The following is a 17866-nucleotide window of genomic DNA, read 5'->3' on the forward strand; positions in this document are numbered from 1 at the left end:
TGGACAGCTGGCGTGATCGCATCGACTCCAATTGATAGCAATCAATCCGATGATGCTCCCATTCTTTTCCGCTTGTGATCGCGCGTCCTGACTTCGTAGGATCGGGGCCGAGGTCGGCCTACGGACGCGCCGACGCTTGTTTTCATCGTTCCACAACTTGATTGAAACGCTTTTGGCCGGCACGGAAGCCATCGCCGATTCGCGTCAGCGGACAAACGACAGCACGGGCAATCGCTCGTGCCCGGAGTTCACATGCGCAAAGAAGATGCATGTGGAAGATGTCAGTTTGTTCGGAACAGATCCCTGGTCAGGCCAAGGTAAGCTTCTAAAGCTACTTATCGGCACGTTGACCGCGATGGCTTTAGTCACGTCGCTGGTTGGATCCCCCCAGTCGCTATCAGCCGGTGAGAATCGCTTTGCGGCAGAGGCGTCCGCACCCCGATCAGCTGAAAATGCGACCGCTTCGTATGTGGCCAATGCGCGGATCGTGCAAGGCGAAGTAAAACTGTCATCGCGCACCGTCTTTCGTTGGCATGAAGGCCAGACACAAATTTCCCTTGCCGAAGGCGACTGCCGGCTGGATTTTTCGGGCCGCAGTTTCGTAGCCACCAAGATCTTGATGATCACCGATGGTCCGCGGGGAAGAGTTCGCAATCGTTTGGTGATCGAATCACTTGCCGTTCAGGGCAGCGGTTCGAAAGGGCAGGACACGCCTGTCGTCTTCACGCTGCAGACCGACGACGAGCCAAACGTTCAAGCGGACCAGTACCGCGGCAAACCATCCCAGCGACCGTTCTTGATGGACTACCTCGAGCAGTCCGATTCGCTAAATCCGGTTCAGCAAGCTCAGGCAACAGCGACAAATTCGCTGGCCTCGGAGAATGAAGTCGCTCAAGCACAATTCTCTCAGTATGCACAAACGCAGACACCGCAACCGATTGCCGATCCGGATGTGAACTACCCGTTTTCGCCGCCGCCGACTCACAATGGCGAAATGGAACTTTACGGTCCCAGCGGCGATTACCCGGCCCAGCCTTACCTCGGATCGTCGACAACCAGCCTTGCACCAGCGCTGAGCGACAACGCAGTATCCGGTGGAACTAGTTTCGTTTTTGGTGGCGGAAGCAAGGGATTAGAAATTGGTGCGAGAAACCCATCATCGCCTCCCTTGGTGGACATGCAGCTTCGTCCAGAAACCAACGAAACAATTCTGTTCGGGCGTGGCGGTGTTGTCCTAACCATCCGTGATGTATCAGCAAGATTCGATGACGGAAGGGTAATGGATTTTGGTACCGTCACGATCTCGGCTGACCGAGTCGTTGGTTGGTTGCCGAGTATGACTGATGTGATCAATGGCGATGCAGACTTAAATGCTGCCGATGGCGAGCTGTACCTCGAAGGCGATATCGTTTTCCGGGCAGGTGAAAGCCTGATCTATGCCGAATCGATGTATTACAACGTCGTCCAAGAAACCGGCATGGTGCTTGATGCCGAAGCGATTACGACCGTCCCGGAATACCAGGGCGTCGTCCGGCTAAAAGCTGAAGTCATGCAGCAGATTTCGCACGGCAACTATCGCGCGTTTGATGCCGCCGTAACCAGCAGTCGCCTTGGCGTGCCACGCTACTGGCTGCAAAGCGAGCGGTTGGACTTCTACGAAAAGACTCGCAACGTCGTCGATCGCGACACCGGGCTGCTCGTTTCCGACAACGATCCGTTTGTTCGCAGTCGCAATAGCTATGTTTTCGTCGGTGGAATCCCAGTGTTCTACTGGCCCCGGTTTGCGACAAGCCTCGAACGGCCGGTGTTTTATATCAAAGGCATCAAGGTTCGAAACGACTATAACTTTGGGACACAAGTCCTACTGGACTGGGATATCTTTCAGCTGCTTGGCATCGAGAATATTCCTAAAGGTGTCGACTGGGAACTTTCCACGGACTACCTCAGCGAACGAGGCCCGGCACTCGGTACCAATCTGAAATATGATGTTCCGGCGTTCTTCGGGTTTGTTGGTCATGCCCGGGGATCGATTGACGCTTGGGCGATCAATGACGATGGCGTCGACCGGCTTGGCCGGGGCCGTCTGGAAGTCGAGCCCGAAGAAGATTTCCGTGGCCGCGCACGCGTCCGACATCGTCAAACCTTTCAGAACGGTTGGGAAGCCACTGCCCAACTTGGCTGGTTGAGTGATCGCAACTTTTTGGAAATGTATTTCGAGAATGAATGGGACCAGGATTCAGATCACGTTACCGAACTGCGTATTCAAAAGTACTATCACAATCAGCTGTTCGAGTTGTCGGCGACGCCACAACTGAACGACTTCTTCCAAAAGACCGAACGGCTACCGGAATTCAATCACTACCTGTTTGGCGGGTCTCTGCTGCATGATCGCCTGACTTGGCAGATGCACAACCATGCCTCGTACTCACGATTGAATGTCGCCGATGATCCACTGGATCCCATTCAGAAAGTCAACCATTTCCCGTTGCCAGGTGAACTGCAACGACAAGGCGTGATCGCATCGACTCGCCAAGAATTGGCGATGGACTTCAACTTCGGCCCCTTTAGCATCCGACCGATCGCATCGGTTGAAGCGTCACACTATGGCGAAGCAGCCAACGGTGATTCGCTGACACGATTGCTAGGGCAATCCGGAGTTCAACTGAACTTACCGATGGTGCGTGTCGACCCGACGATCCAAAGCACGTTGCTGAATATGCGTGGATTGGCACATAAAGTCGACTGGACCGCCGAGTACTGGTACGCGGACAGCAATACCGATCTAGACGAACTGCCGTACTACGATCCATTGGATGACGATGCCCAAGAGCAATTCCGACGTCGGTTCATCGGAACGACTTTTGGTGGATCTCTTCCCGATCAGTTTGACCCACGAAACTATGCCTATCGTCAAGGCGTTCAGCGTTGGCTTGCCAGTCCTAGCGAAGTGGTTGCCGATGACTTGCAACAAATTCGCCTGGGACTGAACCAACGTTTTCAAACCAAACGAGGTTTGCCCGGGCAAGATCGTATCGTCGATATCATGCAGATCGATTTCGAAACGATTCTGTTCCCCCGTGGCGACCGAGACAACTTTGGCGAAACACTTGGCCCGACGATGTATGACTTTCGCTACCACATCGGCGATCGTCTCTCTCTTGTCAGTGACGGCTACCTTGACTTCTTCACAGATGGGCTTCGCTCTTTAAGTGCCGGTGTTCGTAGCAGCCGCCCTGGGGTAAGCGACTGGTACGTTGGCATGATGTCGATGGAAGGCCCTATCAGTAGCACGGTGTTCCGATCAAATTTTGACTACCGTGTCAGTGAAAAATGGATCGTCTCCGGCGGCACCACTTATGACTTTGGCAATACGGGTTATGTCGGCCAGAACTTTGGCTTGACCCGAATTGGTGAATCGATGCTGCTACGCATGAACTTCAACGTCGACCGTGGACGAGACAACGTCAGCCTCGGCTTTGTCATCGAACCTCGGTTCTTTGCAAGAACCCTGGGTGCGATCGGTGGTGGCATGATCCCTCCACCCGGTATCGAAGGATTGGAATAGCACGCCCCATCCGGAATCAGCATGATTCCCTGCAGGCAACCGGGGCTAACGCCCTATCGGCTAATCCAACGAATCAAGCTGTAGCAAGATCAGCCGCACCGCGTTAGCGGCGGTTCTCACACGGGCAACCCGGGATAGCACCCAACCGGATAATCCAAAATTCAAAAACTCAACCAACACTCTCTGCAACCCAATTCGCGTAACCGGATTCCGCATCGATACAGCCAAGCATCAGGATTTGTGGCTGAGAATACGGATGGTGTTCCATCAACGTCGATTTCAGTTTTTCCGTCTGCTCGGCCGTGGTTTTAATAACCAGCCGTAATTCTTGCTCGACGCAATCTTTGTCATCCCAGCGATAGAAACTTTGGATCGGCGAATCGATCTGAACGCAGGCCGCGACCTTGTCCGCCAGCAACAATCTCGCCAGCGAGTGGGCCTGCCGCTCATCCGCAACCGTCGTCAGACAAACGATAATCTGGGGTGTTTCTGACATCGAAATCACAGTCCTTGTTGAGAAGCAATTGCAGTAACTTTGGGACTCCAGACTACTGTTGATTTGAACGGTTCTCAACAAGGTCACACGCTCAAGTTTTTTTGACAAAAGGCGATCGAATGTCGCTCAATACCGGTTGCTCAACGCATGGTGGGGGCGCTATGTTTCGAACAGTAAAAGCAACGGCGACCCAATTCTCCAGGAGAACATAAATGGACTACCAACCGATCATCGACCACCTGAATGAATGCCTGAAACATGAGTGGACTGGCGTAGCCCAGTACTCCCAAGCAAGCTTCTTGATCGAAGGCGTTTGGCGTGAAGTTTACGCCAAGACGTTTATCGAAAACGCTGAGGAATCATTTGGCCACGCCAAACTTGTTGGCGAAAAGATCTCGGCACTTGGCGGCGTCCCCGTCGTGACTCGCAATGAAATCAAGCAAACGCGTGACTTGCAAGAGATCCTGAAGAACAGCTTGGAATTCGAATCCAAAGCCGTTGAGATGTACACCAAGGCACTGGATATGGCCGAAGGCGACCGAGCCTTGGTGATCTTCCTGGAAAACATCCTTGAAGAAGAACAGGAAGGCGTCGACGAATTCACCAAGTTGCTCCGCGGCAGCGAAGCAATGGAATCGGCCAAGAGCAGCACCAAAACAGCCTAGGCAGATTGCCCTTCGACAAACTAGCAAAACGCCGCCGGCGGTCTTTCTTTCTGAAAGGTCGCCGGCTTGTCGTTTCTAAACGCAGATCGTTCTTAATCGCTGGCTGTCAAAAGCCGACGCGGCTGGTGGCAGACCACCAGCCAACTGCCTGTCGGGTTGTCCACACCGACTCTGAAATCGCTCCCGCGAACGCATCCGCTCGCCATTCGGCGGGGGAACCGCCATGCAACTGCGGCGGTATCTCTTTAATCCGACGCCCCAGAACGATCCCTCAACCACAGTTCGGAGGTGACCTCCAGGACGAGAGGTATTCCCTGGTTTCGTGGGAAATCGTCTGTACTTTGCGAGACACCAAAAAACTTCATCAGAAGTGTTGTTTGCGGAATCGCCTGCTTTTTTTCTAGCGATTCCCTAATAAAACCGAGCGCTGTGCGTCCTTTCAGGCGGCTACGTTTGACCAATAGGTGGTCGGCGTTGCCACTCATCTGTTCACGTGTACTGGTGTCAAAAGCCTAAGCCCAACGTGAAAGTCAGTTCGACACACACACTCCGCAACGGTGATCTGCCATGATCAAGCGCGATCGTAATAAACCAACCCCAGCCCGCACTCGGGCTAAGCGCCGTGCCCTCAAAGCGGTTGCGGCTCTCCTTTTCTTTGGATTGATCCCGAAAAACGTCATGGCTGAACCAATTGGACCGATGGAACGATTCGCGCTTGCTGCTGATCGTGAATCGTTTCTGTCAGAGATGATTCCCGGAAGTGACGATTACTACTTTTACTACTGCCTGCACTACCAAAATACCCGGCAACTGGATCGAGCTGAGGCGATCTTGAAAGACTGGGTCAATGCACGAAAGGGAAGGATGTCATCGCTGATGAATGCGATGACGGAGCGTCAACGGTTGCTGTCCTATGATCAGACGCCGGGCGAAACAGTCGACTACTTGATCAAGCAACTGAACATCAGGCTTTCCCACCCCGCACCGACTCGCAAAGGTGAACGCCAATACCAAAGCGAAATCACAGCGGACTTGCTGTCGGCAGAACAAATCGTCAAGCGATCGCTGCGTGACAGAAACATCCATCTGTCTCCGCTGGGAATGCAGATCGCGGAGGAATGGCTTCTGGGACCACAAGCGGACAACCTAGGCGCCGACCTAAAAGAATTCCTCAAACAAGTTGACGGCCCGTATCTTCGGTCACTTGATCAATTGGTGATCAAGGAATTGAACCAACGAAACGCGCGTGATCGACGATTCGGTGATCTCGAGGCGCATCAGTTCCTAACTCTCGAGGAACTTGATGAAGTCGCTCGGCGTGTTCCAGCGATCGCTGATGACAATGCCTTCGTCGATGCGAAACTTCACCGCTTGCGTCCAAATGCGGATGTGGACTTAAGCCAACAGCCGAAGGAACGACTTGAATACCTGCAGCAGGTCGAAGCATACACGCAAACATTGCCCGCAGCCTATAGCTCCCTAAAAGTCAGCGCGCTGTACCGCCTGCTCGAAGCCAACCTGAAAGCGGGAATCTGGGATAAAGATCTGTTCATGCGGTACTTGCAACTGCCGCGACAAAGTTCGATCGTCAGCCCGCTGTTGGCAAAGATGCCCGACCGCGCGAACTTGGGACAAGACTATTCTAAAGTCGCTTTCCTGCCGCCCGTTGGCAACGACGAGCCCTTGATCGAAACGTACCTGGAACACTTCCTGCTGGAAGCCGACGACTTTAATACGTACACGCCGTTTCTTGACCCTCAATACGTTCGGCGGATCTTTGCCCGTACGAAATTGATGTCGGGTGTATCCAATCAGCAGCCGTACTTCGAAATGTTGTCGGCTAGCGAGCGCAAAGAACTTCGCGACAAAGTCGAACTGACATTTGTCCCACAGAACCAAACTCGGTTTGACAGCGACGACCAAACGAACCTGATCGTTGATGTAAAAAACATCGACAAGCTCGTCGTGCGGATCTACGAAATCAATTCGCTTGCGTACTACCGCAACCACTCGAGCACCCTTGACACCGACATCGATCTCGATGGTTTGGTCCCCACTCATGAACGAACAATCGAATTCGACCGCCCTTCGATCGTTCGGCACCGCGAATCGATCTCAATTGACGAGGCGCAAGGTCGCGGGGTCTGGATTGTTGACCTGATGGGTGAAGGACGGCGTGCCAGGACCATCATCCGACATGGCGACCTTCACACGGTTCGTTCCCAATCGGCAAATGGTATCCGCCTCGCCATCCTCGATGAAAACCGTAACCTCGTTCGTGATGCGAAAGTCTTCGTCAGCAATCAAGAATTCACCGCAGACGACGAAGGACAAATCACCATTCCCATGGTCAGCCAAGCGGCCACGGGGACGGCGATCATCTATGACGGAAAAATCGCTCGCCAAACTCAACTGAAACATCTGGTCGAAAACTATCGGTTGCAAGCTGGGTTCCTGGTCGATCCGGTTCTGATCCAATCGGGAAGCCAATCGACGGTCATTGTCCGCCCACGGCTTTCGCTTGGGGAAGTTCCGATCGATCCGTCGACGCTAGAAAAGGTTGCGCTGCGAGTCACAGCAACTGATTTAGATGGAATTGAAACGACAAAGACATTCGACAAGATCGAATTGAATCAGGCTGGCGAGTACGCGATCGACTTTCGTGTTCCCTCCAGACTGGCCAGTTTGTCCTTCAACCTTTCAGGTCAAGTCACCGGGTTAAGTGATCGACGAAATCGTGAATTGTCCGTTGACCATACAGTCAAGATTGCGGGCATCCGAGAAACGAATCAAACGGTCGACACGTTTCTTACACGAGACGGTGATGACTATGTGATCGAAACACGAGGTCGCAATGGTGAACTGGTGCCAGGCACCATGGTCAACGTTTCATTTAGTACCGAACTGAGTGAATACCAACCTGAGATGACGCTGCAGTCCGATGATTCCGGACAAGTCCGTCTGGGACCAATGGAGTTAGTTTATCAACTTTCATATGGGATCCCGGACGCGTCAAGGCACACGTTTAATCCACGTGTCAACCGGCACATTCGACCAAACAAAATCCACCTTGCCGAAGGTGATCCGTTGCAACTGCCGTTGATAGACGGCAGCCTTCCTGAAAACTACCGCCTAGTCGAAGTCCGCGATGGCAAAGTCCATTCCGACCACTCATCCATGCTAGAGGCCAAAGCGGGACAGTTGATCGCGAGGGATCTTCCGGCAGGCGATTTTTCACTCTTCGATCGCACGACCGGGGAAGATACAGATATCGTAGTCGTCGCGGGCAACGTCATCGGCGATGTAATCGCAGGCAAAGTCCGACATCGTCGCCAAAGCCCCGGTGTTCCACTGTCGATCGCTTCGGTAGAGCGACAAGATGATGGAAGCCTGGCGATCCAGTTGAGCGGTGATCCAAGCCTTGCTCGCGTTCACTTGATCGCATCGAGATATTTCGGCCCCTCGTCTCCGTTGGATTCGCTCGATCTGGGTCAAATCAGCCTGGATGGTCGTCGTGTATCGTTGTCACGATCTGGATACATCAGCGACCTTCGATTGGGTGACGAGTACGAATACGTTCTTCGGCGACAATTTGCCACTAAGTATCCAGGTGTGATGCTGCCCCAGCCGAGTGTGCTGCTGAATCCTTGGGAAACCGAAACGACTGAAAACCAGTCGCAAACCGCGATGGATGGTGACCACCCAATGGCTGCCGCGGCACCGATGATGGCGTCAGATGAAATGAGAGAAAACTCTGGCGTCGCCATAACTCGGTCAGGTTGGAAAGAATCCGACTTTGATTTCCTGAGTGATGCCGGGGTCGTCGTCGCCAACTTGAAGCCAAACGACGATGGGACATTGGTCATTCCGGCGGACGTGATCGATGGAATGCCGATCATCCAATTGCTTGTCACCGACCCGTTGACGGTAATGCAACAGACGATCGCCTCGCCACTTTCGGAAATCAAAACCGAAGACATGCGTTTGGCTCAGTCACTGCCGGCTGATCAAGCCCTTTCGTTCGAACGAGTTGTCTCCGTTGTTGGCCCCGACCAACCGTTGGATCTTGAATCGCTTGGCTCTGCACAGCTGCAAATCTATGGTGATGTCGCATCGCTGCTGTCACTCTATAGGACATTAATCAGCGATGACCGCTTTGCTGACTTCGAGACCTTGGCTCGCTGGCACCAGATGTCCAAAGAGGAAAAGCTGTCCGAGTATACGAAGCTCGCTAGCCATGAACTTCATCTGTTTCTCTACATGCACGATGGCGAATTCTTCAATTCCGTCATTCACCCGTATCTATCAAACAAAAAAGAAAAGCAATTCATTGATCATTGGTTGCTCGGAAACGACGTTTCTTCATTCGGTGAATTCTGGCGTTACCAACAGTTATCGGCAGCAGAACGTGCAATGCTCGCGATGCGAGTGCCAGCGCTTCGATCGTCTATTATCCGCGATCTGACTGAAACGGTTGCGGCGATGGACATCGACCATGACCGACGACGTGTTCTGGTCGAAACAGCGCTGCGTTCACGCGGCCTTTCCTCTGAAACAAGATTTGACATCCTAGCCGAAAAGGAAGAAGTCGCTGATTCCGTTGATGGGCTTTCCGTTCAAAGCGGCTTCTTTGCTGGCGGAATGGGTGGAGGCAACTTTGGCGGCAGAGGTCGAGAATCGCTGCGTCGCATGCAAGACGCGGAACGATTCGGCAAGAAATCCGAATCAATGGCGAAAGCAAAAAGCTGGAACATGCTTTCGCGTCGTTCCCTTGGTGACGCGCGAGCGATGTACCAGGAACTCGATAGCACCAAGCAATGGGCAGAGAGTCATTTTGACCGTGTTCGTACCGTTGGCAGTCGTCCAATCGATTTGATTCCCATTGACGCTTTCTGGAGAGATCTGTCCAAGCAAGACATCAGTGAAGGAGCCGCACCGGCGATCTCGAAGCATTTACTGCGTCCGACAAGCAACCGTCACGCCGCCTTGATCGCGCTGGCGATGAGTGGACTGCCGCTGCAAGCGGGTGAGATCGCTCTTCCATCAAAACCAGAAACGATCTACCGCCCCAAGCACCCGGTCGCGTTGGTGGCAAAGCGATTGCGTGAGCTGCAAACGGCAGAAGAGAAAAGTCGTGTTTTAATTGGGCAACTGTTCCGACTGAGCAGCCCCAAGGCGAGCGAGGATGAATCCAATGCGGTCACATCGAAATTCCTCACCGGTCGTGCTTACAAAGGTCAAGTCGTCGTTTCTAACCCGACGGCAAATGAACAAACGGTGGAGGTCTTCTGGCAAATCCCTGCAGGGAGCCTTCCGCTGGCCAAGAGCCAGATGACGGACAGCAAAACGTTCGTGATCAGCCCTTTCGGCGTCGCGTCGGTCGAATACGAGTTCTACTTCCCAACTGAAGGCGAGTTCACTCACTACCCCGCCAACGTTTCATCCGGCGAAACACTGTTGGCAACCGCCGAAGAACGCACGTTCCAAGTCGCCGACGAATGGAACGATGAAGAAGTCAGCTGGCAACGAATCGCCGTCGATGGAACTCCCGAGCAGATCAAGGAGTACCTCGCAGGTGTAAACCTTCATCAACTGGACATGACTCTTGTCTGCCATCGTCTTCGTGACAAAGCAGTTTTCGAGGTCGTTACGGCTGCTCTTTCAGCAGCCCGATTGCCCAATGATGAAATCTGGGGCTACGGGTTCTATCACAAAGATCCAGAAGCGATGCGTCACTACCTTTCGCTTCGTGATGATCTGGTCAAGCGAGTCGGTCCCGAGCTGAATTCACCATTGCTGGTAGTCGATGCGATCGACCGTCAGACTTACGAGCATCTGGAATATGCACCGCTGATTCGATCACGTATCCATCGCCTTGGCGATCAGGACGAGATCCTAAATCCGACCTTCATGGCACAGTACCAGGAATTCGTCCGTCGACTTGGATTCCAACCGTCAGTCGAAATTGGTCAGAAGCTTTCGCTGTCGTACTACCTGTTGCTGCAAAACCGAATTGAAGAATCGATTGAGGAGTTCAACAAGGTCGATCCCGATACCGTAACAACGCATCTGCAGTACGATTACTTGGCCGGCTACCTGGCGTTGCATCAGGGCAACTATGAGCAAGCGTTGCAAATTGCCAATCGCTATGCGGACTACCCCATTGCACGATGGAAAACTCGTTTCGGTCAAATGGCACTGCAAGTGATGCAGCGCTCGGATCTGATGGAATCAGGTCAGTTGGTCTCGGCTGACAGTTCTAAGCCGGATGGTCCAGACGGTCTATCACCACAAGCAGGCGATCTCGCGATTGCTGACCGTGACCGAGCGAACAGCCAAGCCTCGGCAGATGCTCCGGAGGTGATCGTCAAAGTCGAGGGCGACCAGATCCGGCTCGACCATCGCAATACCGATCAGGTCGAACTGAACTTCTATGGTGTCGATCTCGAATTGCTGTTTAGCAAAGCCCCGTTCGCTCGCAACGATTTGCAAAAGATCGCGATGGTGAAACCGACGCGTTCGCAAACGGTGTCGCTAAGCAGCAAAACGGGAACGACTCGAATGGAGATTCCGCGAGAACTTCGCAGTCGTACTCTGCTGGTTGAAAGCAGCGTCGGAGCATCGCACAGTACAACGCTGTACTATGGCGGTGAATTGACAACCTACGTCAGCGATGCGTTCGGTCAATTGCAAACAACCGATGCGACGACACACCGTCCGCTATCTGGTGTCTACGTCAAAGTCTATGCCCGCTACCCTGGTGGTGATGTCCGGTTCTACAAAGACGGATACACCGACGGACGTGGACGGTTCGATTACACCAGCGTCAGTGCGGCCGATGCGAAAGGGGCAGAGCGGTTCGCGATCTTGGTGTTGAGCGATTCGAAAGGGGCGACATTGCATGATGTCGCTTCACCATAAGACGCGACCGTGACGCGGCAAGACCTTTCGGTGACTCCGAAAGGTTGATGAACATTGCCGGATGAAAAAACGGAGCAGAGTCTCCGTTGTCTGAATTAGAAATGCAGAGAGGGTGCGACCGGAATTCCGATCGCACCCTCTGCTATTGGTTTCAGTCACTTGAAACGCTGTGTCTACCAGTTGCGGCCTCCACCGCCGCCGCCACGATGGCCACCGCCACCGCCGCCACCGCGATAACCGCCACCACCACCGCCGCCTCCGCGTGGGGCACGTTCCTGTGCTTCGTTGACCCGCAATGGTCGACCTTCGTAGTCGTATCCATCTAGGGCTTCGATGGCTTCCTTGGCCGCCTCATCTGCCATCGTTACAAAGCCAAAGCCGCGACTTCGGCCCGTTTCACGGTCGGTCAAGACAATAGCGTCATCAACCTGACCGTACTGCCTAAAGAGTTCTTCTAGCTTTTCGGTTGTCACAGACCACGCTAGATTCCCCACATACATCTTCATCGCTTCAATCGCTCCCTAGTCCAGAAGGCCTATGCACTCGGAGCATTTGGCGACGCACACACAGCGGTCCATTATCATTCTGAGAGTTCGGTCTTCAATCACACGGGATGGCGCCAATCGCCATCCACTCAAGCGCCGAGTGTAACACTATTTGTAGGTGGGTTGGCAATCATTCTGCTGGGTATGGTCACTTCCTTACAAATATTTCATGCATTTAAGCTCTCCGGTGGTTGTCTGATAGCATTCGCTACCTCGATCGGTCCCGTCTCAACAAGCCTGCTGGCAGTCAACGCCAGCAGAGGTTGTCGGCCTACCCCATCGGCGATACATCGCCAAACAGTTTCTCGGTTGGTGCCACCCACCAACTATCTCCGGTTGGTGCCACCCACCAACTGAACTGGACAAGTATCCAGATTGGTCCCGGCTTGCTCTCGAATGCCGCTTACTTGATACCTACGTGGACTTCCCTTTTAAGTTAGCCCCGGCTAACATTATAAAGTTAACGCTGCACACCGCACGTTCGTTCAGCAGTCGCCACCCCACCGCTCTTTCACGCCACAGTTTTCGAGCTTCATGATGCGCACCCGCCACTATTCCGCTCTCGCTTGGGCTCTGGTTCTTTCGGCGATACTCCCGCTGACGACGATTGGGTGCAAATCAGAGTCGCGTACAAAATCATCCAAGATCAACGTTGTCACCACCGTCGGGATGGTCGCCGATCTGGTTCGCGAGGTCGGCGGTGACCAAGTTGAGGTGATTCAAATCTGCGGCGCAGGGGTCGATCCCCACCTCTACAAACCGACTCGCGACGATGTTCTGAAAATCCAAGCAGCTGACATCGTGTTCTACGCCGGCCAAAAGCTCGAAGGCAAAATGACCGACACGCTGGAGAAGGTTGGGCGTTCGAAACCAGTCATCGCGATCACCGACTCGGTCGATCCCAGCCAACTTCTCAGCGGTGGCGAGCCGGCTGATTCAGAAAACGCACCATCGGCTGAGGGACATGCTGACCCGCACCTCTGGAACGACGTCTCTCTATGGAGCCAATGCGTTCCTGTGATTGCGGAAGAGCTCAGTAAGCTAGTTCCCGATTCGTCAGAAACATTTCAGTCACGGACACAGAACTATCAGCAACAACTGGCCATGCTCCACGAATACGGGCAATCGATCATGCAAACGGTCCCCGAAAGCAGCCGGCTGTTGATCACTTCGCATGATGCATTCAGTTACTTTGGGCGTGCCTACGGGTTGGAGGTTCAAGGCATCCAAGGAATCTCGACTGAGTCAGAAGCAGGACTTCGCAGGATTAACGAACTGGTTGATCTGTTGATCGATCGAAACGTCAAATCGGTATTCATTGAAAGCAGTGTCCGTCCCAAAAACGTCGAAGCCTTGATCGAAGGTGCTGCCCAACGAGGTCACTTTGTGAATACCGGAGGCGTCCTATTTAGCGATGCCATGGGACCGGCGGGGACTTATGAAGGCACCTATGTCGGAATGTTGGACCATAACTTGACAACAACGGCAGCCGCTCTCGGGGGTCAGGTACCCGAGGATGGATTTCAGAGTAAACTCTCTGCAAAAACCGAATCAGAGTAATGCAGCAGCCGAACGATTCACCTAATACGATGGCGGGAACCGATTCCACTGGCGAATCGAAATCAGACGTCGCCCGATCGTTGCCGCAAACGCCTTCAACGGATGCCCCAACATCGAACGCGGCCAGTTCTGACGTACCTCTTTCTATCTACGACCTTACGGTTGCCTACCACCGTAAACCGGTAATCTGGGATGTTTCGTTTGACCTGCCCGCAGGCAGCTTGATTGGAATTGTCGGCCCCAACGGAGCAGGAAAGAGCACGCTCCTGAAAGCCTCGATGGACTTGATCCCTCGTGCATCTGGTCGTGTTCGTTTTTTTGGTCAGACCTACCGGCAATCGCACAACCGTGTTGGCTATGTGCCGCAGCGTGAAAGCGTCGACTGGGAATTTCCCGTGAGCGCATTGGACGTGGTCACGATGGGCCTTTATGACAAAATCGGTTGGTGCCGTCCGGTTCGCAAACACCACCGCAACCTCGCTCGCGAAGCACTTCGCCGCGTCGGTATCGGTGACCTGGCGGATCGGCAAATTAGCCAACTGTCAGGTGGCCAGCAGCAGCGGACCTTTTTAGCGCGCGCACTTGTTCAAGACGCTGACTTGTACTTGATGGATGAACCTTTCGCGGCCGTCGACGCATCGACCGAACATGCGATCGTCGAGATTTTGCGAGAGCTGAAGAGCCGTGGCAAAACGGCCGTGGTCATCCACCATGACTTGCAAACGGTCCCCGAATACTTCGACCATGTGGTACTGCTCAATATGCGAGTCGTCGCCCATGGCCCGGTGATGGAGACATTCACACCGGAGAACCTGCAAAAGACCTACGGCGGGCGACTAACGCTTCTCGATGAAGTCACCGAAGCGATGCGACGACGTGAATCCAGCTTATGAGTTTGCTGCTTGCGAAGACGATATTGGCAGCGAGCCTGATTGCGTTGCCCGGCAAAGTAACACTGGTGTTGATGACACTCGTTTCGCCATTGCTGCTCCTCGCCGATCACGTCGGAAGCCTGCCGATAGCGTTGCTCGCCGAGTTTCCTTGGGATGATTTGCTGCGAGTCATCACGATGCGAGACTACAACACACGCGTTGTGATCTTTGGCGTCGCAACGCTGGGTGGTGCCGCCGGTCTTGTCGGAAGTTTTACGCTGCTACGCAAACGCGCGCTGATGGGTGACGCGCTTGCACACGCCAGCACACCGGGTATCGCCATTGCGTTCATTGTCGCGACCAGCATGGGTGGCGATGGGAAATCGATTCCGGTTCTGCTTTCCGGGGCGACACTGACAGGGCTTATTGGCGTCGCAGGAATTCTGCTGATTCGAAATCAAACCAGATTAAAAGAAGATGCCGCACTCGGAATTGTCTTGAGTGTCTTCTTTGGCTTGGGGATGGCACTTTTTGGTGTGATTCAGCAAATGGAAACCGGGCACGCGGCGGGACTTGAAGGCTTTATCTTTGGCATGACCGCGTCGATGCAAGCGGCCGATGCGAGATTGATCGCGATGGTTTCGGTCATCGTCATCGCGGGTTGCATGCTGCTATTCAAAGAGCTTCAACTGCTGTGTTTTGACGAAGGCTTTGCCGGTGCACAAGGATACCCGGTCATCCTTTTGGACATCATCCTTATGGCGATGATCGTTTTGGTAACCATTGTCGGTCTGCAAGCGGTTGGCTTGATTCTGATCATCGCCCTATTGGTGATCCCAGCGGCAGCGGCGAGGTTTTGGACCGAAACGATGTCCCGAATGATCGCCTGTTCGGTTGGTCTGGGTGTGACCGGCAGCGTGATCGGTGGACTTGCAAGCGCGATGTTTCCGGGCCTGCCATCGGGAGCCATGATCGTGCTGGTTTGTTCCGCATTTTTCTTTATCAGCATGATGCTGGGCACACGCCGTGGTGTTCTGGTCCGCTTGATCCGTCGGCAGCATTTAAACCATCGCATCGACCGGCAGCACTTACTACGTGCGATGTACGAACGAATCGAACGCGATCACCTATCAACCGACCAAGTCCTGTCCCACCGCAAAACGCCTGTATCGGTTGCGAACCTTTTATCGATGCGAAGTTGGTCGATGAGGCGACTTGATCGCGCGATCGATCGTGCCGTGGACGATGATCTGGTTCGTCGTTCCAACGGATCGTGTCGTTTAACCGGTGCAGGATTGGCCGAAGCAGCCCGACTGACTCGCCAGCACCGGTTGTGGGAAATGTATTTGATTACCTATGCCGAAGTCGCTACCGCCAATGTGGATCGCGATGCGGACGCCATCGAACACGTCCTCGCACCAGAAGTTATCGATCAGCTCGAAGACTTGCTGGATGAACAAGGTGCGACCATCGCTGTTCCTGTCAGTCCACACGACATCGAACACGACGCTACCTCAAGCACCAACGGACAACAACAAGGAGAGTCCAAATGAGCTCTCCAGACACAATACTGTTGTCGTCGATTCAATGGTCTTGGTCACTTGACGGTTGGATCGTGCTGATCGGTGCCTTCGCTGCTGTCTCGGCAGCGCTGCTTGGGAACTTCTTGGTTCTCCGGCGAATGAGCATGCTTGGCGATGCGATCACTCATGCGGTCTTGCCAGGTATCGCCACTGCATTTTTCTTTACCCAGTCGCGTGACTCGCTGACCATGTTTGTCGGTGCGGTCATCGTCGGAATCTTGACGGCGTTCTTTACAGAATGGATTCGGCGTGCTGGAAAAGTCGATGAAGGTGCGTCGATGGGAGTGGTCTTCACTTCTTTGTTTGCATTTGGGCTGCTGCTGCTAGTCCAAACGGCGGACAACGTTGACCTGGATCCTTACTGTGTTCTCTACGGTGCGATTGAGCTTTCGCCACTGGATACCGTAAACCTGTTCGACCGACAAATCCCGCGAGCGGCAATCACGCTGGGGATCGTAACGATTATCAATATTGGCTTTGTTCTATTGTTCTTCAAAGAGCTTCGCCTAACTTCGTTTGACCCAGCATTGGCGACGACGATGGGTTTTTCGGCCAAATTGATGCACTACGCATTAATGGTGCTGGTCAGCGTCACAGCGGTTGCCGCTTTTGAAAGTGTCGGCAGCATCCTCGTCGTTGCGATGTTTGTCGTGCCTCCGGCAGCGGCATTCATGTTGACGGATCGGTTGGGCGTCATGATCTTCTTCAGTGCGATCATCGCGGCAAGTTCAGCATTCTTAGGGCACTTGATGGCGATCTCGGTCCCTACTTGGTTTGGTTTCGGAAGCACGACGACCGCAGGAATGATCGCGGTTGCGACGGGAATTTATTTCATCTTCGCGGCTTCATTCAGCCCGACGCATGGGATTATTGTCAAAGTTATCAGACGCCAAGTGCTGTCCATGACGATCCTTTGCGATGACATCGTCGCCTACTTGTTTCGCGCCGAAGAAATCGATCACCGCACCCCGACCGCAGAAGAAATTCGCGAGAACCTGTTGGCGACCAATCGAGCGTTAAAGATCGCACTCGCACTATTGAGACGATCTGGCGAATTGGAAAACGAACGCGATTCATTGCAACTGACCAAAGTCGGTCGACGCCGCGGACAGCGGCTCGTCAGATCGCACCGACTGTGGGAACAATACTTGGTCGATCAAGCCGGTCGCGACACCGATCGGATCCACGACCAGGCGGAACGTTTCGAACACTTCACCGATCGGGATTTGCGAGAACAATTGGCGGAACAGACCGACACGCCGACCCAAGACCCACACGGCCGCCCTATCCCCGAAGAGCACTGACAAGCGATTCAGTGGTTCGCGTTCCGCCTGACCAGAGCCGATCGGGACACCAACATGCTTTTTCACTTCGCGGCGAACACCTGTAACGTTTATCGCGATTTTTCGTCGTCAATTTGCAACACGATTGACTGACCTTCTTCAATTCGTGGCCTAGGTTTCTCTAGCTGGCGTGCCAGTGCGCAGAAACTACAGGCCTGGATTCTTATTGCAGAATTGCCTGGGCAAGCAACCCGCTTGCGTTTCCTCGCAGACGCGCCAAACAGGCTTCAAACCCAAGCTTTATTTGACTCGGTAGATGGCCCAGATATTGGCCCAGTTGCTGATTCGAAAAACACCCCCATGGCGATGAAGCCCA

General features: G+C 53.6%; 9 protein-coding genes. 7 read left to right on the top strand and 2 right to left on the bottom strand.

Annotated elements, in window-relative coordinates; genetic code table 11:
• Positions 1 to 157 precede the first annotated feature (157 nt).
• Positions 158 to 3565, top strand: a complete 3408-nt coding sequence (locus tag LOC67_RS25570; RefSeq protein ID WP_230265688.1) for an LPS assembly protein LptD — start codon at positions 158 to 160, stop codon at positions 3563 to 3565.
• Between the two features lie 169 nt (positions 3566 to 3734).
• Here LOC67_RS25570 and cutA read toward each other — a convergent pair whose 3' ends face one another.
• Positions 3735 to 4061 (bottom strand): divalent-cation tolerance protein CutA, encoded by a 327-nt coding sequence (cutA, locus tag LOC67_RS25575; protein WP_230265689.1) that lies wholly within the window; start codon positions 4059 to 4061, stop codon positions 3735 to 3737.
• A 212-nt stretch (positions 4062 to 4273) separates the two neighbouring features.
• On the opposite strand from cutA, the gene LOC67_RS25580 reads away from it, so the two are divergent.
• Both LOC67_RS25580 and LOC67_RS25585 read left to right on the top strand, forming a co-directional pair.
• Positions 4274 to 4726, top strand: a complete 453-nt coding sequence (locus tag LOC67_RS25580) for a bacterioferritin (protein ID WP_230265690.1) — start codon at positions 4274 to 4276, stop codon at positions 4724 to 4726.
• A gap of 678 nt (positions 4727 to 5404) precedes the next feature.
• Positions 5405 to 11647, top strand: coding sequence for a hypothetical protein (locus LOC67_RS25585; RefSeq protein WP_230265691.1), 6243 nt, complete (start codon positions 5405 to 5407; stop codon positions 11645 to 11647).
• A 173-nt stretch (positions 11648 to 11820) separates the two neighbouring features.
• Here LOC67_RS25585 and LOC67_RS27480 read toward each other — a convergent pair whose 3' ends face one another.
• Positions 11821 to 12153: an RNA recognition motif domain-containing protein gene (locus LOC67_RS27480; protein WP_261367109.1), complete on the bottom strand. Its 333-nt coding sequence runs from the start codon at positions 12151 to 12153 to the stop codon at positions 11821 to 11823.
• A 573-nt stretch (positions 12154 to 12726) separates the two neighbouring features.
• Between LOC67_RS27480 and LOC67_RS25595 the strand changes: the two genes are divergently transcribed.
• The 4 genes from LOC67_RS25595 to LOC67_RS25610 are packed head-to-tail and all read left to right on the top strand — an operon-like array spanning position 12727 to position 17511.
• Positions 12727 to 13752: a metal ABC transporter solute-binding protein, Zn/Mn family gene (locus tag LOC67_RS25595; RefSeq protein WP_230265692.1), complete on the top strand. Its 1026-nt coding sequence runs from the start codon at positions 12727 to 12729 to the stop codon at positions 13750 to 13752.
• A 29-nt stretch (positions 13753 to 13781) separates the two neighbouring features.
• Positions 13782 to 14645, top strand: coding sequence for a metal ABC transporter ATP-binding protein (locus LOC67_RS25600; RefSeq protein WP_410001179.1), 864 nt, complete (start codon positions 13782 to 13784; stop codon positions 14643 to 14645).
• Positions 14642 to 16177 (top strand): metal ABC transporter permease, encoded by a 1536-nt coding sequence (locus tag LOC67_RS25605; RefSeq protein ID WP_230265694.1) that lies wholly within the window; start codon positions 14642 to 14644, stop codon positions 16175 to 16177. Before LOC67_RS25600 ends, LOC67_RS25605 begins: the two co-directional genes overlap by 4 nt.
• Positions 16174 to 17511, top strand: a complete 1338-nt coding sequence (locus tag LOC67_RS25610; RefSeq protein WP_230265695.1) for a metal ABC transporter permease — start codon at positions 16174 to 16176, stop codon at positions 17509 to 17511. The genes LOC67_RS25605 and LOC67_RS25610 overlap by 4 nt, the downstream gene beginning before the upstream one ends.
• Positions 17512 to 17866 lie beyond the last annotated feature (355 nt).

This window comes from Stieleria sp. JC731 (assembly GCF_020966635.1).
Classification (GTDB): Bacteria; Planctomycetota; Planctomycetia; order Pirellulales; family Pirellulaceae; genus Stieleria.

Coding starts and splice junctions, on each gene's coding strand:
- LOC67_RS25585 (WP_230265691.1), top strand. CDS start 5,405: ATGGCTGAACCAATTGGACCGATGGAACGATTCGCGCTTGCTGCTGAT.
- LOC67_RS25595 (WP_230265692.1), top strand. CDS start 12,727: ATGATGCGCACCCGCCACTATTCCGCTCTCGCTTGGGCTCTGGTTCTT.
- cutA (WP_230265689.1), bottom strand. CDS start 4,061: ATGTCAGAAACACCCCAGATTATCGTTTGTCTGACGACGGTTGCGGAT.
- LOC67_RS25605 (WP_230265694.1), top strand. CDS start 14,642: ATGAGTTTGCTGCTTGCGAAGACGATATTGGCAGCGAGCCTGATTGCG.
- LOC67_RS25610 (WP_230265695.1), top strand. CDS start 16,174: ATGAGCTCTCCAGACACAATACTGTTGTCGTCGATTCAATGGTCTTGG.
- LOC67_RS27480 (WP_261367109.1), bottom strand. CDS start 12,153: ATGAAGATGTATGTGGGGAATCTAGCGTGGTCTGTGACAACCGAAAAG.
- LOC67_RS25580 (WP_230265690.1), top strand. CDS start 4,274: ATGGACTACCAACCGATCATCGACCACCTGAATGAATGCCTGAAACAT.
- LOC67_RS25600 (WP_410001179.1), top strand. CDS start 13,782: ATGGCGGGAACCGATTCCACTGGCGAATCGAAATCAGACGTCGCCCGA.